The sequence below is a fragment of the Flavobacterium sp. 316 genome (assembly GCF_000967805.1).
Classification (GTDB): Bacteria; Bacteroidota; Bacteroidia; order Flavobacteriales; family Flavobacteriaceae; genus Flavobacterium; species Flavobacterium sediminilitoris.
Genome location: NZ_JYGZ01000007.1, coordinates 295,087 through 315,805 on the forward strand (window position 1 = coordinate 295,087; position 20,719 = coordinate 315,805).

General features: G+C 27.9%; 17 protein-coding genes. 8 read left to right on the top strand and 9 right to left on the bottom strand.

Going from position 1 to position 20,719, the window contains the following annotated elements; translation table 11 throughout:
• Nucleotides 1-21 precede the first annotated feature (21 nt).
• From SY27_RS16490 to SY27_RS16515, 6 genes are all read left to right on the top strand, one after another.
• The gene (locus SY27_RS16490; protein WP_045972383.1) at nt 22-912 is read left to right on the top strand and encodes a DUF1566 domain-containing protein; all 891 of its coding nucleotides are present in this window, start codon (nt 22-24) and stop codon (nt 910-912) included.
• 346 nt (nt 913-1,258) lie between these two features.
• Nucleotides 1,259-1,606: a hypothetical protein gene (locus SY27_RS16495; protein ID WP_152640781.1), complete on the top strand. Its 348-nt coding sequence runs from the start codon at nt 1,259-1,261 to the stop codon at nt 1,604-1,606.
• 87 nt (nt 1,607-1,693) lie between these two features.
• The gene (locus SY27_RS16500; protein ID WP_045972387.1) at nt 1,694-2,350 is read left to right on the top strand and encodes a hypothetical protein; all 657 of its coding nucleotides are present in this window, start codon (nt 1,694-1,696) and stop codon (nt 2,348-2,350) included.
• Nucleotides 2,351-2,701: 351 nt separating this feature from the next.
• Nucleotides 2,702-3,580 carry an AraC family transcriptional regulator gene (locus tag SY27_RS16505; RefSeq protein ID WP_052705399.1) on the top strand — a complete coding sequence of 293 codons (879 nt, stop codon included), beginning with the start codon at nt 2,702-2,704 and terminating at the stop codon, nt 3,578-3,580.
• A gap of 109 nt (nt 3,581-3,689) precedes the next feature.
• Nucleotides 3,690-4,364, top strand: coding sequence for a hypothetical protein (locus SY27_RS16510; RefSeq protein ID WP_045972389.1), 675 nt, complete (start codon nt 3,690-3,692; stop codon nt 4,362-4,364).
• A 27-nt stretch (nt 4,365-4,391) separates the two neighbouring features.
• Nucleotides 4,392-4,820, top strand: a complete 429-nt coding sequence (locus SY27_RS16515; protein WP_045972391.1) for a hypothetical protein — start codon at nt 4,392-4,394, stop codon at nt 4,818-4,820.
• A gap of 214 nt (nt 4,821-5,034) precedes the next feature.
• Here SY27_RS16515 and SY27_RS19130 read toward each other — a convergent pair whose 3' ends face one another.
• Together SY27_RS19130 and SY27_RS19135 are read right to left on the bottom strand one after the other, a co-directional pair.
• Entirely contained in the window at nt 5,035-5,313 is a 279-nt protein-coding gene (locus tag SY27_RS19130) for a hypothetical protein (RefSeq protein WP_235271013.1), read from the bottom strand.
• 41 nt (nt 5,314-5,354) lie between these two features.
• Complete coding sequence (locus SY27_RS19135; RefSeq protein ID WP_235271015.1) at nt 5,355-5,522, bottom strand: hypothetical protein; 168 nt, start codon at nt 5,520-5,522, stop codon at nt 5,355-5,357.
• 185 nt (nt 5,523-5,707) lie between these two features.
• Here SY27_RS19135 and SY27_RS16525 point away from each other — a divergent pair, with 185 nt between their 5' ends.
• Nucleotides 5,708-6,190, top strand: coding sequence for a hypothetical protein (locus SY27_RS16525; protein WP_045972395.1), 483 nt, complete (start codon nt 5,708-5,710; stop codon nt 6,188-6,190).
• Between the two features lie 293 nt (nt 6,191-6,483).
• Here SY27_RS16525 and SY27_RS16530 read toward each other — a convergent pair whose 3' ends face one another.
• The 5 genes from SY27_RS16530 to SY27_RS16550 form a co-directional block, all read right to left on the bottom strand.
• Nucleotides 6,484-7,182, bottom strand: a complete 699-nt coding sequence (locus SY27_RS16530; protein WP_045972397.1) for a hypothetical protein — start codon at nt 7,180-7,182, stop codon at nt 6,484-6,486.
• Nucleotides 7,163-10,210: a TaqI-like C-terminal specificity domain-containing protein gene (locus SY27_RS16535; RefSeq protein WP_045972399.1), complete on the bottom strand. Its 3,048-nt coding sequence runs from the start codon at nt 10,208-10,210 to the stop codon at nt 7,163-7,165. The genes SY27_RS16530 and SY27_RS16535 overlap by 20 nt, the downstream gene beginning before the upstream one ends.
• 140 nt (nt 10,211-10,350) lie before the next feature.
• On the bottom strand, nt 10,351-11,307 hold the full coding sequence (locus SY27_RS16540) for a Fic family protein (RefSeq protein WP_045972401.1): 957 nt from the start codon (nt 11,305-11,307) through the stop codon (nt 10,351-10,353).
• A gap of 97 nt (nt 11,308-11,404) precedes the next feature.
• Nucleotides 11,405-12,808, bottom strand: coding sequence for a tRNA uridine-5-carboxymethylaminomethyl(34) synthesis GTPase MnmE (gene mnmE, locus SY27_RS16545; protein WP_045972403.1), 1,404 nt, complete (start codon nt 12,806-12,808; stop codon nt 11,405-11,407).
• Between the two features lie 129 nt (nt 12,809-12,937).
• On the bottom strand, nt 12,938-16,525 hold the full coding sequence (locus SY27_RS16550) for an FG-GAP-like repeat-containing protein (RefSeq protein ID WP_045972405.1): 3,588 nt from the start codon (nt 16,523-16,525) through the stop codon (nt 12,938-12,940).
• A gap of 179 nt (nt 16,526-16,704) precedes the next feature.
• On the opposite strand from SY27_RS16550, the gene SY27_RS16555 reads away from it, so the two are divergent.
• The gene (locus SY27_RS16555) at nt 16,705-18,477 is read left to right on the top strand and encodes a DNA mismatch repair protein (protein WP_045972407.1); all 1,773 of its coding nucleotides are present in this window, start codon (nt 16,705-16,707) and stop codon (nt 18,475-18,477) included.
• A gap of 83 nt (nt 18,478-18,560) precedes the next feature.
• On the opposite strand, the gene SY27_RS16560 is transcribed toward SY27_RS16555, so the two are convergent.
• Nucleotides 18,561-19,304 (bottom strand): DUF547 domain-containing protein, encoded by a 744-nt coding sequence (locus SY27_RS16560; protein ID WP_045972409.1) that lies wholly within the window; start codon nt 19,302-19,304, stop codon nt 18,561-18,563.
• Between the two features lie 238 nt (nt 19,305-19,542).
• Entirely contained in the window at nt 19,543-20,661 is a 1,119-nt protein-coding gene (gene dnaN / locus SY27_RS16565; RefSeq protein ID WP_045972411.1) for a DNA polymerase III subunit beta, read from the bottom strand.
• Between the last annotated feature and the right edge of the window lie 58 nt (nt 20,662-20,719).

Consider the following 20,719-nt stretch of genomic DNA (forward strand, 5'->3'; position numbering starts at 1 on the left):
AATTAAATAAATATAATAATTATGAAAAAGATTTTTAAAATAAAAAGTTTAGTAGCTGTAGCTTCTTTACTATTTGCAATAGGTTGTAGTAGTGATGATGATGTTAATGATCAACCAAACAATCCAATAACGGTTCAAGATTTTTCTGCAATAGTTGATGAAAATCCTACAAACGGACAATCATTAGGGACTGTTCAAGCAAGTAGTAATGAAACATTAACATATAGTATATCTACATCAACTCCTTTGAATGTATTAAGTATAGATGTCAATACGGGAGAATTAACTGTAGCCGACGAAACTTTGTTTGATTATGAAACAAACCCAACAATTACAGCTACAATCACAGTGGAAAATTCTACGGAAATTGAAAACTTAACAGTAACAATTGATTTACAAGATAAACATGAAGTTGGTGAATATAAATATGGAGGTGTTATTTTTTGGATAAATGCTGCTGGAAATGAAGGTTTAGTATGTGCTACTTCAGACCAAAGTACTGGAATTAGGTGGAATAATGGCTCTAACGTAGGTGTGGGAGCTACGGCAGCTATTGCAACAGGAATAGGCACTGGACAATCTAACACAGCAACTATTATTAATGCCCAAGGAGCTGGAGCCTATGCCGCAAGAGTATGTGGTAATTTAATTCTAAATGGTTACGATGATTGGTTTCTGCCAAGTAAGGATGAGCTATTTGAAATCTTAAACAATAAAACCATTATTGATGCAACAGCCCTTGCAAATTCCGGTACTAGTTTAGCTACTCAATATTACTGGAGTAGTTCAGAAATAGATGCAGGCTTTGCAGTAGTTTATTGGGAGTCTAATGGTACTGTATATTATGCAGAAAAGGCAAAAACAACCCAAATATACCACGTTAGAGCTGTAAGAAAATGGACAGACTTTTAATATAAAATGATATAATCATGAAAATTTCGTTTAAATATTATCAAAAAACTAAGGTGTTATTTATTCGAAATTTTCTCTATTTGTATCTTTTATTTTTTACGATTTCTTGTCAAACAAAAAACAAAAATATAGGTTTACAGAAATGGATCATTTGCAATATGAAAAATTAAAATTTGTAATAACATTGTTTAATGCAAAATAATTTAAGTAAGTAGAAGAGCAATTAACAGATTTTAGTGCTAGTTACCGTTTTATATTGGATTGCCATAATTTAGGGTTTGAAACGCTAGAAAGTCATTTTAAACAATTAACTTTACCTTATTGCCAAGATTAATTATTTAGAAAATTGAAAGTACTAAAATCGATATTGGGTTATCTTCTATGGATTATTTTATCTTTATTATTAGGAATTGCTTATATGCGATTGCTTTTAGGTGAAATTCCAAAAGAAGATAGTTATAGCGGTTTAGGCTTTTTTCTTAATTTATTTTATCACTATGGTTTAGTATATGTTGGATTAACAATTGGTAGCATTATAGCGTTCTTTTTTATTCTTACAGATTTCATTTTTTTAAGAAAAAAATTAAGTTTCGACGTTACATCATTATTAATTAGAATTTCAATTTTCTTATTGATTTCAATAATTGTATTTATACTTCATTATTTTTTAGAGAAAATTATTGATGTTATTTAATATAAAACACCCATTAACAAAATTGAAAACCAACAAAGATGAACAAAATAGGCATTTATGTTCCTATATTTAAAATAATTCATACAGATGAAAAAGCACAAATTAATAGTTTTAATGTTACTTTTAGTAAACTTTATTAGTAAAGCTCAAACTAATACTATTGAAGATTTTATTCCAAAAGGATATGTTTTATATGAAAAAGTTTTTGGTGATTTAAATAAAGATAAACAAGAAGATTGTATTCTAATTGTAAAAGAAACCTATAAAGAAAATATTGTTACAAACCGTTTTGATGAGGTAGTAGATCGCAATCGTAGAGGAATAATCATTTTGTTTAAAAATGAAAACAGTTATCAAAAAGCAACTGAAAATTTACATTGTTTTTCTTCAGAAAATGAAGATGGAGGAGTTTATTTTGCACCAGAACTTTTTTTTGAAGTTAAAAAAGGAAATCTTCTTATCCATTATGCTCATGGAAGATATGGAGCTTGGAAATATACTTTTAGATATCAAGATTCAAAATTCAAATTAATTGGATTTGACAATACTTATGGAGGAGTAGTCATTAGAAATGAAACCAGTATTAATTTTTTAACTAAAAAGAAACTATTTAGAGAAAATATAAATGAAGATGCTGATGGTGGCGATGAGGTTTTTAAAGAAACCTGGAGTAAAATTGAAATCAGCAAATTACTCATTCTTTCAGAAATTAAAGATTTTGATGCATTAGATTTTGGTAACTAAAGTCAAAAATGATTAACCTATGTTTGTTCTTTTGCTACTAATTTTATTGGTTTCTATTGTTCTACTTTTTTATGTTTTTTTCAGAGTTGGGAAATGGACTTTAAAAGAAAAGATTAGAATAAAATGAGTAATATTGATTCTTACATTTCTAGTGTTAGCATTTGCGATAAAAAAACGATTGATTTAATTTATTGAATTTTCTTTATTTATAAAGGTTTAAGAGGGCAGAGGTGAACAAGAGGTGTTAGTAGAATTTGAAGATTATAAAGTAAACTGTCTTGATTTGTTTTTTCCAAATAATTTCAAGGGATTATAATTTCTTAATTTTGTAAATACTAAATTTCTAAATAATTGAATACTTTAATAACGTCTGCAATGTTTAAAGGGAAATATTTAAAGAATATTCCTCCTGATTTTCAATGGCAGAAGACACCTTTACAAACATATCCTTTAAGTTTTCTTCGTAATCATTTTATACTTCCCTTACCTGTAATACAAACAAGCTATAATTTTTTATTCTACATAAAAGAAGGGAGTTTTGTTAATCGGATAAACAACAATCTATATCATTGTGGACCAGGCTCTCTTGTTTTTGTTTCAGCAGGTACTATTAATGCACTTCAAAAAACGTCTGATGATTTAAAAGGTTATTTTGTATTGATTGAAGAAAAGATAATGACTGTTTTATTTAATCAATCGGAACTTCTCAATGTTTTTATGATTGACCCGGTACTAAAGCTTAAAGAAGTAGAAAGCGAATGGATGTACACAATTTGTAAGTTACTTTTTACGGAACTAAATTCTAAATTACCCAATATTCAAATTAGCAGTAGTTTAACACAAGCATTACTGAGCAAAATAATACAATTGTCTGAAAAACAAAGAACAATAACCCGTTCACAACAAATAGCCATCAATTTTAAGAAGTTAGTACATCAACATTATATTAAAGAAAAAAAACTATCTTTTTACACTGATTCTTTGGCTGTTTCTGCAAATTATTTGAATAGATGTGTTAAAATGGTTTTTCATAAAAGTTGTAAAGAAATAATTGCAGAAGTATCTGTTTTAAATAGTCAAATTTTACTTTTAGATAAAACTAAAACAATAGCAGAAATTAGTTTTCAACTTAATTTTGATGATCCATCTTATTTTACTAGAATCTTTAAAAATTTTACTGGGATGACTCCAACCGAATACAGGATAAAAAACATGCACGATTTATCCTAGTTAAAGCACATTAATTACTCTTTATTAAAAATGGGCTGATTGTAGCTTTGCAATAATTTCAATCATCACTTAAAGTGATTAATTATTGTACAAAGTAAACAATTAAAAAATGAGCAAATTTTTATTATCTGCTATTATAGCAACAGTTCTTTCAATATCTTCAATTCAGGCACAAAATGAAAACGAAGATAAAAATTCTAGTTTTCAAAATCCACCAATTACCATGGAAACGGTTGCGGGTTCTAGAGGTGTAATGTATCAATTACTTGTAAATAAAAAATTTATAAGTGTCCCAAAGCTAGGTTTTTTCAGTGTCACTAATGCAAATGTTCCATGGGAAAAAGAGATAACACCAGATATAATGACACAAGCACACCTTACATATAGTTTATTCAAAGGTTTAGATGTTACATCAGGAATGCAATACAGTCCGGTTTATGGTTTTCGTCCTGTTGCGGGTTTAATTTATTCTTATGCAACACAAAATTTGTTAGTAATCGTAAATCCTAAAGTAGATATTGCTGATGATCTTGCTTCGGAAGGATTAGCATTAATAGAATATAAACCTAAAATAAATGAAAAGTTTAACTTTTACAGTCGCATACAAGGTTTATACGGTTTTGTGCCAGAGTCAGGTAATCACAATAGGAGTTATATCATGTTGAGAGCTGGTTTAAGCTACAAAGAATTCTCATTTGGAGCTGCATCAAATTTTGATTGGTATGGTCCTTTTAAGCATAATGAAAATAATTTTGGAATTTTCGGTAGTGTATTGTTATTCTAATTCTTAAACGTTTTATAGCGAATTAATATGTATTCAATAGTAAAAAATTCACATTCATTTATAGCATTTTTATCATTAATCTTTTTGATTATATCAACGATATATGCTTTTTATGGTTATAAAGCTAAAATAAAATATACTAAAAAAAGTAAAATAGTATTTACTATAGGCCTTATTACAATGCATACCCAGTTTCTTATTGGTGTTTTATTGTATTTATTGTCTCCTTTAGGGATTTCAAATTTTTCAAAAGAGATGATGAAAAATAGTTTTTCTAGGTTCTATGCGTTAGAGCACCCAACTATTATGTTATTAGCTCTCATACTAATTACAATTGGCTTTTCTAAATCAAAAAGGAATACGGATAATAATATAAAGTTTAAACTAATTGCTATTTTTTATAGTATAGGATTAATTTTAATTATGTCAAGAATACCTTGGAATTCATGGTTGTAATTACTTTAGTAATACATAGTGTTTGATAAATAAAGAGTTGAGATATCATTATATTTTCAACTCTTTTTATTTAGTATAATAAATGAATATACTAGTTTGGTGTGCATAGCATTTAAGACTAATCGGATATAATTTAAAAACTCTTTAGAATTAAAAATGTAGAGGTGTATAAAAGGTGTTCATAAAATTAGTCTTTTCTATAAAAAAATCTAATTTACATTTTATTTTTATTAATTACATATAGGTTTCTTGACATTGTAGATAGGGCTACATTTATCTTTTCTTGTCCATAAAAATTAATAAGCTCTTGCTTTTCGGTTTCATTACCTCTTTCATAAACACGTTGAATAATGGCTCTATATTGTTTGTCCCAATTAATTTTAGAAATATCAGTGTCCCAAAAAAGTGATTTTCGTAAATTGGATAAGTTAGGAGTATGAAGTGCTTTCTTTTTCACTTGAGCAATTTCGTAATAGGTTTGAAGAAATGCCAATGCCCCTTCTTCTAAACTTAGAGCAGCTTCTATTTTTAAAGCTAATGCAGTATTAAGGCTTCTTCTCCCTTTTGTAATAGCATTAATGGTCTGGGGATGTCTTCAATAGAAAGGGCAAAAGGTCGCTGAGCAATCTCTTTTTTAGCTAATAAGCGCTCTAAAATGATTCCTGGATGAATGCCTTTATATTTTTCTAATTGAAAACTCATAGTACTAATGTAAACAAATTTGTTTATATAGACATATTGTAAAGTATAGTTCCGAGTAAAAAGGAATTTTAGGAGTAGTAAATCTTAAAATTATGTGATTTATACTATAAAAGTTTGTTAAAGAGGATGTTCTGGTATATAAATTGTTTTGTGAAAAGTATTGTTAAATTTTAAAACTATAAAATATGAGTGCAAAAAATCAAATTAGTATCGAAATTCCTCAAGAAGTAATTGATACGGTGACCCAAAAATTACAAGAATGTAAAACGGCTTTAGCTCCTTTTTTACAAGGACTTACAGCAGAAGAACGAGTATCGTTGTTTAAAATGGGAGACAAAACGGTTGCCACAGTGCAAAAAACAAAATCTTATGTAGATACGAATCCAGAGTTTGTACCTGCTTACATGGATAAAACAGAATTTTTAAAAGACGAAGCCGTTGTTTCTATCTTAAACCCATTGACTAATTTAGCTTCGCAACTTACTTCAGATTTAAATGACACTATTATGCTAGCAGGTAGTGAAGCTTTACAAGCTTCTATGTTGTATTACGGACAAGTAAAAGAAGCTCATAGTAAAGGAATTGTTACTGCAAGACCTATCTACGAAGATTTGAGCCAACGTTTTGCTAAAAGAAACCGAAAGGGTAGTACAGATAAACCAGAATAAGTTTAATAATTTCTTAAAAATGAGACTCCAGCAATGGGGTCTTTTTTTGTTTTATACCTAAAACATTATAATTATAACCTAAAAGCTATTAATTATAAGCAAAAAGGTATTATTTATACTCTCAAAGCTATTAATTAATATCTAAAAGCTATTATTTATACTATCAAAGCTATTAATTAATATCTAAAAGCTATTAATTATACTGTTTTTGGTATTATTTATAAGGATGGAGGTTTTAAGTTGGTTTTTGAATGTTGTTTTGAAAATAGTCTTAAATCTTAAAAATAAAATAATTAACAAAAGTCAAGTAATAAATGATGAATCAAAAATTCTTTACTTTTTCTCTTATGATTACTATCAAAAGTAAACTCATTTCCTTCTATTGAATTATCATTAATAGTAATTAAATCGCCTTCTGGAGTAATATCAAAATTATCTGCTAACTTTTTTATAATCTTACTTTTAATGTCCAATATGTTTCCTTCTACAATAAAACCTATCATACCTCCAAAAGTCAAGTTTTGTGCATATTTACCATTAAAATAACGATATACACCACCATCAAAAACAGAATGACCTTTATTATAGCAAACGTATTTATTTACTAAATCTTGACTTCTATCTAAATTTTTACATTCAAAATAAAAATCTTTGCTTTTCCAATTTGTACTGTGAATAGTGATGTCATAATTGCCTTCTACATCTTCATCATTAGTGTTTTCTCCAAATGCTTTAAAATGATAACCAAATTTTCTATCAGCATTTAATTTTATTCGGATGTATTTTGCAATTAGTCTTTCAAGCCTTGGGTTTATTTCTTTTCTTTCCTTTTCAATTTTTTCTTTTAAATCTTCACTATCAAAATTTTGATAAAAAGAAAGTAAATGATGAAAAATTTCATTTTTCCAAACTTCATCACTTAAATTTTTAAGCTCAGTTACGTCACTTGATAAAGGAGAGTACTTAGGTATTTTAATGTATTCTCTCTCCATTCTCAATAGGTATTAAATGCTTTATTATATCTTGACCGTCTTCAAATGCTTTTGTTTCTGTCCAATTTTTATTTATATCTTCTTTAATAATATAAACACAATCGTTGCCATAAATTTTTTCTTGACTTGCTAAAAAATTACCGTTGGGGTTATGTTCAAAAATTTCATTTAGAATAAATTTCTTCGTTTTATCTGCTTGAGGATTAACAGAATTGTTATTTAAAGATATTTTCACAACAATTAAATTAAAATCTGCTGGAGTTTCTTCTATTGTAATGGGATTTTTAAGATAAAAACTTAATACTTCTTTTACAGTAGTTTTATAATTTTCTAATTTATTTTTCTTTTTTCCAATACGTTCTTTAGGTAAAAAATAATCTCTAATTCTCTGTTTTTCCCAATACGACAACTCATATAATTCATAAATAAGTTCATTTAGTTCTTCTTCTTTTTCTGAATACTCAAATTTTCCTTCAGTTAAATCTTTACTGATATTTGATATTTGAGCGACTAAATCTTGGTCTAAATCTTTTGGAATAGGAATGTTTAATACATCTTCATTCCCAATTTTAGGATATGAGCCCAAAAGCCTTTTTCTCAAAAATAAATCTATATAATAATTTGATAAATTAGAATTAAGAATTACATTTATTAAATAATATAAACTATCATTTACTAATTTGAATGTATGCAAGTCAAAATCAAAGTAAATTTTTTCATTTGAGTAAATTGATTTCAACTTATTACCTGTTCTATTAAAAATAATTTTTTTTCCTAAATAAATATCTGGATTCCTTCCTCTCTCAAAGTTTGAAATATCACTTCTTAAAAATGTACCAACCTCAATAGGTTTGAAAGAATTAATATTTTTTGGCTTTAAAAATTTATATAAAAATTCTTCATTATTAAACGTAGAAGTATTATTAGTTTTAAATTTTTCAAAATATTCTAATTGTTTTTGCCTATCTAATTTTTTCCATTCACTTTTACTTAAATTGTATTGTTTACAAATAGCCTTTTCTCCAACTATTTTTAAACCTTCATGAATATACGGTTTACCTTCGATATTATGTTGTACAAAATCTAATAATCTACTGTTATTATTCAACTTTATAAAAAGGCTAAAATCAAAATTATTACCTACTAGAAAATCTCTTAGTTTAATTTCTTTAAATATAAATTTTTTTTGTTCAATTTCAATTACTTTATCCTCTTGAATAATTAATAATTCAAATGGTTTTTCGGAAAATAAACCTAAATCTACAGGATAATATTCTATAGTATTGTTATTAAAATCATTAGTGAAAATTATTGCAACAACACTCTCATTCGCTTTTTCAAACAAAATCTTTTTAACTCTTGAAAGGTCATATATTTTTTCAATTCCGTAATTAGAATAAAAGTATTCTTGAAAATCCTCAGATTTATCATTGTAAAAATTAGAACTATTCGAAACAAAACCAAATCTAGTATTTTTATTACTCCAATCTTTTATTTTTAGAAAAAAACATTGAGATATTTGAGACCTACCAACAATGTTTTTTGCTGTTAGTTTCTTTTCTTTATTTTCTAAAGTAACCTCATAAGATTTTAAAAATGAAATTTCATCTTTATATTCATCAGTATTAGGAATTTCAAAAAATGGAGGGTTGCCTAACAAATATGAAAATTGTTTATTTTCAAAAGGTTTTTCTAATGTATTAAGACTATTGGCATGCTTTACATTTTTGAAAAAAGAATATTCTGAAAACAACTCTACTTTTCCTTTTTGGCTTAACTCATTAGCTATAAATTCTTTAATATCTATTGGATTAATTCCTTCAAATATTTGTAAGGAGAGTGAAAAAATAGTAAAGCGTTGCGCTGTTAACTCTTTTTCTATACCAAAAATATTATCGGCTAATAGTTTAGATCTAAATTTTATTTTACCAATACTGTCTTTTGGTTCTAATCCTTGTTTTTTAGCAATTTCTAAAAGTCTTTGATAACCAACAATAAGAAACATTCCCGACCCACTTGAAGGGTCTAAAATGGAACCTATTCTATCTTCATTTATTACTTCGTCAACAATTAATTGAGCTAATTTTTTTGGTGTGTAATAAATACCGTTTTCTTTTTGTTTTTCTGATAAGAAAACTTCATAAATATAACTTATAAATTCAACAGGTAAAACATCAAATTGGAAATCAAATAATCTTAATTGACCTGAACTAGTATTTGCTTTAAATGAAGTAGCTATTATGTTTCGAACTTCATTAGTTAAATACCTATCATCAATTGAAGGTTGCTCAAATAAATTATTATTGAAAATTTCATGAATAATTTTAAATAACTTATTTACATCTGCATTAGAATGATTCTCTAATATTTTTTGATAATTAAGGGAAGTATCTTTAAAATAATAATCATAGAAACGAGAGTTTATGATGTGTTTATCTTCTAAGTACTTAATATATAAAGTTCGGTCAATTAAGGCTTGTACAGTCTTATTACGTTCTGTTTCTTCGACAATCAATTTTGATAGAATAACATAAAGTTGCTCTTTTAAAGCTTTTAAAGTAAAAACTAGCTCTTTATCAATTCCTTTATATTTTGCTTTAGTAATGAATTTAGAATAATTTAACCAAAATACTCCACTGTCAAATTTCCAAAGTTTTATATCCTCGATTTTGTATAAATCTTTTTCGGAGGTTGAAAAAGTATTTAATTTGCTTTCTTCATTACTTATTTTAGGAGAATATTTAGCATAAAACATTACTAATTTAGCATCTTCTCTTGGATAATAAAAAATTAAATCAGCATCATTTTTATTCCAAATATACTTTCTAATATCTTCAACTTCAGTAGAATTTAATTCAGTTGTGATGAGATAAAAAGAAGTATTAGTATTGTTAGGACTTTTATAAAAGAAAACTGAATCTTTAAGGTTTTTAGATAAGTTATCATTTTTTTCAAATTCAATAGTTCTACGCTTCAAATCAGTATTGAAGTTAAAACCTAGTTTTGAGAAAAAATCTATGTAGTACATTACATCACTTTAATTGCAAATATAATACTTCCCAATGCAAAATTTGTATTATTTTAAAATTTTCAGCGAAATAAAAGTTTTTGTATCAAATGTCGGTCAAAAGTTATGCATTTAAACAAAAAAATAGTCAGAATACAAAATTAGGTAAATTGATATTCCGTTAATCGTTGTTTTCCAAATTTAGTTAAAAAGTTTTGTTCCACCGCCCATTTTAAATCTCTACTGGCTGTTGGTGCAGATATGTTTTTAAAATATTGCATATACTCTTTTCTGCTAAACGTATTCTTGCCTATTTTGGTAGCAAATAAGTGTATTCTATCTTCTGTATGAAGTGTTACGGATTGCGATTGTAAAAGTTCGTTTAATGACGCTGAAATGATTTCCAACATAAACTCTATAAAAGGTGTTGAATTTCCTTTTTTATCGGATTCAGATAAGGTGTTGTAATAGTCGCTTTGCTTTTGCTTAATTAGTGATTCCACAGGTAGAAATTCAAAAACAGGATATTGTTGCATTAGAAGTAAGGTTTGCCACAATCTGCCCATTCTTCCGTTTCCGTCTAAAAAGGGATGGATAAATTCAAACTCATAATGAAACACACAACTTTTGATTAAAATTAAATCGTTGTCTTTTTTCAGATATTCAAAAAGGTCTTTCATCAATTCGTTTACCATTGTTCCGCTTGGTGCAATATGTTCTACTTTTGACCCTTTTACAATACCTACATTGGTAGTCCTTAACTTTCCAGCATTGTCAATTAATCCATTCATTAAAATGGTGTGTGCTTTTTCTAAATCTTTTAATTCATAAGGATTGAAAGTATTGAGTTGCTCATATACTTTTATTGCATTCTGAACTTCTACAATGTCTTTTTGAGGAGCAATGATTCTTTTGTTCTCTAATAAAGCCGTGATTTGTTCTTCGGAAAGCGTATTGCCCTCGATTTCTAAAGAAGATTGAATGGTTTTAATTCGGTTTTTCTTTCGTAATTCGGTGGCAGGTTTATATAAATGAGTAGCGTTAATTTCTCCTATCTTTTCTGAAATAGAAGCTACTAGCGCTAAAATTTTATCAGTGATTGTATAAGGTGGTTTCATCCGTTTTTGATTATTTTTCTAATACTGTCGGATGCAATCTCACAAACTCGATTTCATTTATGATAGTATCATTTGATAGTATCAAAGATAATAAAAGTTATTTTCCGATACAGAAATTAGCAAAAATATTCCCTAACAACTCATCATTGGTTACTTCACCCGTAATTTCGCCAAAGTAATGCAAGGCCTCTCTAATGTCCAAGGCAATTAAATCAGAGGAAATACCTGAATCTAATCCCCATTTTACTTTTTGTACTTCTTCCAAGGCTTTTAATAACGAATCGTAATGACGTGTATTGGTTACAATGGTTTCATTATTGCGTAAAGCTCCTGTATTTACAAAGGAAAGTAAAGTTTCTTTTAGAATATCGATACCTGTTTTTTGTTTGGCGCTTATGGTTATAAGCTGTAAATTATAAGTTGTAAGTTGTTCTTGTAGGTTTGTAATCTCTTTTTCAGTTAATAAATCGGCTTTGTTGGCAACCACAACAATTGGTTTTAAAGGAAACTTATTTTTGATTTTTTCTGTTTCAACTTTTAAGCTTTTTAAACTGTCAACTGTTAACTGTAAACTGTCCACTAAATACAAAACTACCTGTGCTTGTTCTATCTTCTCGAAAGTTTTTTGAATACCAATACTCTCTACTACATCTTTTGTTTCGCGAATACCAGCGGTATCAATAAAACGGAAACCAATACCGTTAATCACTAATTCGTCTTCAATAGTATCACGAGTAGTTCCAGCGATATCGGAAACAATCGCACGTTCTTCATTTAATAAAGCGTTCAATAAGGTTGATTTCCCCACATTGGGTTCGCCTACAATAGCAACAGGAATTCCATTTTTAATTACGTTTCCTACAGCGAAGGAATCGATTAATCGTTTTAGTACAAATTCAATACGGTTTAATAATTCATAAAAAGCAGATCTATCAGCAAATTCTACATCTTCTTCTGCAAAGTCTAATTCTAATTCGATTAAAGAAGCAAAGTTTAATAGTTCTTCTCTTAGCTTGGCAATTTCATTACTAAAACCACCACGCATTTGTTGCATGGCTATTTGATGACTCGCTTCATTATCTGAAGCAATTAAATCGGCTACAGCTTCCGCTTGTGAAAGGTCTAGCTTTCCATTTAAAAAAGCACGCAAAGTAAATTCACCAGCCTGAGCCATTTTTGCTCCTTTACGAAGTAATAACTGTATAATTTGTTGTTGAATAAAAGTAGATCCATGACAAGAAATTTCCACTACATTTTCACCTGTATACGAATTAGGTCCTTTGAAAAGAGATACTAAAACTTGATCGTAGGTTTTGTTATCCTCTACAATATGACCTAAATGAATAGTATGTGTTTTTTGTTTGCTTAGGTCTTTTCCTGAAATAGATTGAAAAACAGAAGCAGCAATAGTAACAGCATTACTACCAGATAATCGAATTATAGCTATAGCACCAGCACCAGATGGAGTAGCAAGAGCAACAATAGTTTCTTGTGGAATCATTTTTTTATTTTACAGCGTGTAAAGGTACAAAAGAAAATCTTTTTATATGTAAGCTCAATTTTATTATCCAGCCATTGGATATTCTGTATTTTACAATTTTTTATAAAAAGTCATTCTTTATTTTATAAATTAATTCTTAATTATTTTTTTAGTGATTACAGTATTATTTATATCAGTAACTCTACAAAAATATAGGCCGCTACTTAGACTTAAAATATTGATTGAATTTTGATTTGAATTAGATATTAATACTTGCCCTAAATCGTTTAAAATTTCAATTTTTAGTATTTCGGCTTTAGCTTCAATCGTTAAAATATTAGAAACTGGCACAGGATAAAAATGAAATGTATTGGTTTCGTTTCCAGTGTTGTTCTCGGTTTTTTCAATAATTTCTGTTAGAGCTGTGTTAGTAGTAATCGGTAAGTTATAATCAAAAAATATATTAGCTGTATTTGAAAATAGATCTCCAATTGCAACATTTGCTTTTGGTTTTATCTTATAAGCAACAAAACCATTTGATAATGTTTCATTGGCTGCACTATGAGGTAAATTTATATTATCGTGTATAAAAGTCACTATATTACCATTTTTAATTTCGACCCTATTATCATGGCTTGAATTGATGATTTGGAATGTACTCCAATCTAATTTGTCATCTAATATATTTTCAATTTTAACATTGATTGCACTAGCAGTTCCTGTGTTTTGAAAACGAATAATATAATGTAAATATTTAGTAGTCTCTTCTAAAAAGATTTTATCTCCTTCTAAACAAGTGATGTCATTTGGGTCAAAAGAGCCAATAACGATTTGGTTTAATATATAGGTATTGTCCTCTTCTGTAAAATCATTATCATTAGGAGTAATCGATGCAGAAAATAGAAGCGTTTCGTTAATTTCAACTGTAGGTGGTGTAAATATATTAAAATCTAAATCAATTATTTTTGTTTCAAATGGACTAAGAGTAAGATATTCGAATGATAATGAATTGTTAGTTATACTGTTTGGAGTAATGCTTGATGTAATAAAAGTTACTTTGGAATTATCAAAGTTTACTGTTACGTTGCCACTTAATTGTGTAGTACCGACATTAGTGTAAATGATTTGGTAACGTGAATTAAATCCTGGTCGCGCTTCACTTAATGGGATTATGACTATATTTAAATCGTTTACTGTTTCTGATGGATACAAACAAAAGTTAGCAACTTGAATATTTCCAATACCTGTAAATGTAGTATTATATTCAGTTGGATCAGAAATATTAAAATGACCTAAAGTTGTGGGTATAGTAGTGGTATATGTATCTGGATCTACATAAAATTGATAGTAACCATTATTTGTAGTAAATGTTTCAATTGTATTAGTACCATTACTAGTAATAATTTTTAAATTATTTGTTGGTAAATTACAGTCATCAACATTTAATCCAAATCTTACAAAACCATTAATTTTATTAAATGAAGGCCCTAAATTTATATAGTGCACAACTTGATCATTTTTAGTTGTAATTGTATATCCATCATTAATGATACAACCAATTATATCAAGATAACCGTCATTATTTATATCTACAAAGTCAGTATATTTAAAATTACGTCCAGTTTCATTTATAATCGTTTCTTTTGTTGAAAAATTTCCTTTTCCATCTAAGTTTTCATACCATATTATCATTCCATCAAAATCAAAACTACCTACGAGATCAAGATCTCCGTCACTATCTAAATCTTTCAATTTGAGTTTGAAAGCCTCTGGATTATATTGTAATGTTGAAAAATCAGGCTCAATTATTTTAATGGGACCAAAATTTCCTTGACCATCTAAATTCTCGAACCATATTATTTTATAAACACCATTATAAGTAGCTAAGCTAGATGAAACAAAATCCATGTCTCCATCACCGTCCAGATCTTCAACATCGAAAGAAGTTCCATCATAAAAACTCGCTCCAACATTATTTTCAGTAAAATTTCCGTTACCATCATTAGAAAACCAATATAAAGTATTAAGATAATCAACTATAAAATCAAGATTTCCATCATTATTAATATCTTTAACAATCACTTGACTACCATATCCTATACTTTCAGTCATTGGGATACCTTGAAATGTAAAGTTTCCTTGACCATCATTTTTACGCCAAGATAAAATTTCATTACCCGAAGAAGATGTATAAATTAAATCATTATCGCCATCATTATCAAAATCTCCAGAAGCTAGACCAGCGATACCACTATAACTTCTTATTAAAAGTTGAGAGCCAAAATTTCCTTGACCATCAAGATTTTCATACCAAACTAATTTACTATTTGTATTTCCATAGTTTTCAGCAGCAACAATATCTAAATCTCCATCTCCATCTAAATCTACAACAAGACCATTAGAAACGTTAATAAGATCACTTGCAATTAAATTTTGCTCTCCGAAATCACCTTGTCCATTTAAATTTTTGTGCCATGAAACTTTTCCATCAGAAGCCGAAAATACAATTACATCATTTTTGCTATCTCCATCTATATCAGCTACAATGGTTTTAATTGGGTTATTTATGCTTTTAGTTAAAATATTTTCTAAACCAAAATTTCCTAAACCATTTAAATTTTCATGCCAAATTATTTTATCATCCCTTTTTGAAGTTGCAATAATATCAATATCATTGTCTCCATCAAAGTCAAAAGCACAAACTGCTTTAGCATCGTATAAATTAGTATTGATGTTATGTAAATTACCATAATTTCCTAGACCATCTTCATTTCTATACCATGCGACGTAATTGTTTTCAGCACTAGTTATAATAATGTCTAAATCATTATCTTGATCTAAATCTTCTAACAATAAATAAGATAGACTTATACCATTTGTAATTAAAGTAGTGTGAAATGATAAATTTCCTAAACCATCATTTTTATAGATTTTTATTTCTTCCAAAGAGTTTGAATAAATATCAGAATCACTAAATATTAAATCTGGATCATTGTCATTGTCAATGTCAGCAAATTGAATAGTACCATAACCATTATCTCTACCATTTGCTATAATTTGAGAAGTGAAATTAAACATTCCTTGATTAGTTAAACGTTCAATTTTTTGTGTGTTATTATCTAAAGAAAAAATATCGATATCATTATCGTTATCAATATCTAATGCGTAAAAACCCCTCGCATTAGAACTTTGAGGAATAGGAATGTTTGTAAAATTACCACCAACTCCATTGTTTTGTAACAAATTAATTCCAAAAGTACTAAAACTAGAATATGAATATAATATATCAAGATCATTATCAAAATCGAAATCAATTATAAATATGGTATGTATTGTACTTGCGTTTGCTAACAAAACAGGATTAGTAAAATTTCCTAAACCATCTAGATTTTCAATCCAATATATACCTGAAGTATTTAATTGCCCTGAGAAAATGACATCTTTATCCCCATCATTGTCTATATCTTCAAAATAGCAATATTTGGCTCCAAAATCAGCTAGGGTATGTGAAATTAATTGATCATTATTTCCTCCAACATTTTCAAACCATTTAACATTACTTATATCTCCTGAAAGTAAATCTAAATCACCATCACCATCAATATCTGCATTTATAATCGATGTTGCTCCAGGAGTCGCATTAATATTTTCCATAATCATTGTTTGACTAGAAAAGGATAACTGGGCATTTGTTATGTTGTAAACAAAGAATACAATAAATAGTAGGTGTTTTTTCATTTGGGTAACTTTTTTGCAAATATAGATAAAACACCTAAATTAATCAATTTCAAGAATTTTATCAATAAATTATTTTTTCTGTATTAATTTAATAAGTTGATTTTTAAGATTGAATTTGAACTGTACTTTAAAAGTTGAATTTGATTTTGAACAGCTATATTTGCATATAAATTTTAAAGATGAATATTTACACATCAAATAAGGAAGAGCAGAAACAAGCTCTAAAAATATTAAAAACAAAACTTAATGTATTTAGTTTTTTTAGGTTTCTTTCGATAACGCTTGCTTTGGTTTCGGGTTATTATTTTTACCAATCAAATGAACAAGTGTATCTTTATTTCATTATAGCATTTGTAATTGGATTTTTAATTTTATTGCGTTATTATGATAAAAAGAATAATTTGAAAAAGCATAAAGAGGCTATCGTAGCTATAAATGATAACGAATTAGCCTTTTTAAATAATGAGAAGAATATTTTTGAAAACGGATTAGAATTTACAGATGTGCATCATGAATATGGATATGATTTGGATATTTTTGGTGAGAATTCATTATTCCAAAATTTAAATAGAACGCATACTTACATTGGTAAAAAAACATTAGCAAATGCATTATTAAATCAAGTTCCTAATGATGTTATAATTGACAACCAAGAAGCTATTAAAGAACTAGCCTCAAAAATTGAATGGAGACAAGATTTTATGGCTAATGCCAAAATGAGTAAAGACACCGAAAAACATTACAAACAGTTAATAGAATGGAGCAATTATAATAGTAAACCTTTTTCTAGATTAGCAGTAGTTCTGTCTTATGTTTTACCAATAGTATTTATTCCTCTTGCATTTGTTTATTATTTTAGTGATTCAAATAATTTGTTTTCTTATTTGGTTGCTTCCTTTTTATTGAATTTAGGTTTTGCCTCTAGATTTTTTAAGAGAATTAAACTAGAAAACGAATATTCTACTGCCATCGATAAAATAGTAAAGCAATACGGATTAATGATTGCTAATATTGAACAAGAGGAGTTTAAATCCAAGAAATTAATTGCTTTGCAAAACAATTTAAAAACAAAATCTATAAAAGCGAGTGTTTCATTGCAAAAGTTATCAAGGTTATTTTCTGTTTTAGATAGTGTTGCTAATCCCTTAGTAGCAATATTTTTAAACGGATTTTTTTTGTATCATATAATTAGTCTGAGAGCAATTATACATTGGAAAACTAATCATGCTAAGGATTTAGAGAATTGGCTTGCCGTTATAGGAGAATTTGAAGTTTTACAAAGTTTAGCTAATTTTTCCTATAACAATCCAGATTTTACTTTCCCAGTATTGAATGAAAATCATGAGATTTCTTTTACGAAAATGTCTCATCCTCTATTAAACGCTAAGAGTAGAGTAACTAATACGATTGATTTTCAACCTCAATCTTTTATGATACTAACAGGTTCTAATATGTCTGGTAAAAGTACGTTTTTAAGAAGTTTAGGTGTTAATATGGTTTTAGCAGCTATGGGAGCGCCAGTTTGTGCTACAAAAGCAAATGTGCATCCTATGCCAATTTTAGTGTCTATGAGGTTATCGGATTCGTTATCAGATAATGAATCTTATTTTTATGCTGAAATAAAACGATTAAAGAAAATAATGGATGCGTTGGAAAATGAGCGTTCGTTTGTGTTATTAGATGAAATATTAAGAGGAACAAATTCAGATGATAAACGATCTGGAACAGTTGATGTCATAAAAAAAATGATTGCTAAAAATGGAGTAGGAGCAATAGCAACACATGATATTGAAGTGTGTTTAATAGCAAGCGATTATCCGCAACAATTAGTAAATAAATGTTTTGAAGTAGAAATTAATCAGGATGATTTACACTTTGATTATAAGTTAAGAAATGGTATTTGTAAAAATAAAAGTGCTACTTTCTTGATGAAGAAAATAGGTGTTATATAAAAAAATAAGAAGGCAGTAACAATTTGTTACTGCCTTCTCTCATTTAGATAATTAAAACGCAAAATTTATGAAAAAAAGTCTTTTTATTTTAATGCAAAATATTCCTTCTGAATAAATTTCTTATGACTGTTTAAACTCCAGTTATAATCTAAAAATTCTATTGTAGCATTTTCTTTAATTTTTTTATCAGAGTATTTATTGATGTATTTTATTATAGAGGTATTATTCTTTAAAAAATCATCTGAAAACCAGTCAAATATTCGAGATAGTTTTACCTCTTTCCTAGAAATATTATTTTTAGTCATATTGTTAATAAAGCGTTTTGCTGATTTTTCTAATTGCTCATCAACAATATCACCGTAAAAAGGTTCTCTGTTAATATTCGGACAAGAGATAGATGCACAGTTTATAGCAAAATGTATTCTTTCATCTAATGTTTTACTTAAAATTTCTTTTTCAATATAGTTTAAAGAGATAAATCGTTTTTGATAAGGAATAAATTGTAAATCAAATGATTTATGAATGTCTTTTATACTGTTTATTGGGAAATGGTCTATAATTAGTTTAATTGAGTATACATTGTAAGTATTAATCCAGTGTGCTAGTTTTTGTGTTTTGCTCCATTTATCATCGGTTTCAATAGACTTAAATCGCTTAATAATCGCTTTTAATTCGTCTTTGTTTTCATGAATAGCATCATAATCAACATAGCCATCTTCAGAAACATATTTGTTTAAAAAATCTTCATAGAATTTATAATTAATATATTGACTGAAAGAGCTTAATTGTGAGAATAGAAGAAATAGTAATAGAATATTTTTTTTCATGACTTTAACTTTTTATACTTTTTTGAAGATCAATTTTAAATACTTACGATAAAGTAGTTGTATTGGTTTTCAAAATAAAATGTTAAAGTTTTTATTTGCTGTATGTTATAAAGTATAGACAATAAAAAAACCGCATTCACTTTTCAGTTTCTGCGGTTTTTTTGGGTTAAGGTTGGTTATAGTCATTTTAAGCATATAGAAAAAGGTTGTTTCTTTTTACTTATGCTCTTGTTTTTTATTAATTGCTTAACATAACTGGCATAACAAGCATTGTTACTGTTTCGCCATCATCTAAACCATCAACAGGAGTAAGTATTCCTGCTCTGTTTGGCATAGACATTTCTAATTGAATTTCGTCACTTGTAAGATTGTTTAACATTTCTGTTAAGAAACGAGAATTGAAACCAATTTGCATATCATCACCTTGGTAATCACAAGTTAAACGTTCGTCTGCTTTGTTAGAGTAATCAATATCTTCAGCAGAAATGTTTAATTCTGTTCCTGCAATTTTTAGACGTATTTGGTGCGTTGTTTTGTTAGCAAAAATAGCCACACGACGTACAGAGCTTAAAAACTGAACTCTATTGATTAATAATTTATTTGGATTTTCTTTTGGAATTACGGCTTCGTAGTTAGGATACTTTCCATCTATTAAACGACATGTTAGCACATAGTTTTCAAAAGAGAATGTAGCATTAGCATCATTATATTCTATTTTTACTTCTGCATCAGAAGCCGCTAAAATTCCTTTTAAGATGTTTAAAGGTTTTTTAGGCATAATAAAATCGGCTACTTGAGACGCTTTAACATCTGTACGAGCATATTTTACTAGTTTATGAGCATCTGTAGCAACAAATATTAATCCTTCTGGTGAAAATTGAAAGAAAACACCGCTCATTACAGGTCTTAAATCATCATTTCCAGCAGCAAAAATTGTTTTACTTACAGCAGTAGCAAGTACTTCGGCTGGTACAATTGTAGAAGATGGATCTTCTAGTGCAACCGCTTTTGGAAATTCTTCTCCAACTGCATAAGCAATAGCATATTTACCAGAATTAGAGCTTATTTCTACAGTACTGTTTTCTTCTACAGTAAAAGTTAAAGGTTGTTCTGGAAATGTTTTAAGTATATCTAATAATAGTTTTGCAGGTACTGCAATACTTCCTTGGCTTGTTGAATCTATTTCTAACGAGGCTGACATTGTTGTTTCTAAATCTGATGCAGAAACAGTTAGCTGATTATTGTTTAATTCAAATAAAAAGTTGTCTAAAATAGGTAACGTATTACTACTATTAATGACGCTTCCTAATACTTGTAGCTGTTTTAATAAATATGAACTCGATACTATAAACTTCATCTTCTTTTATTTTAAAATCTTTTATGATTTTATTTCACAAATATATTCTAATTATTAG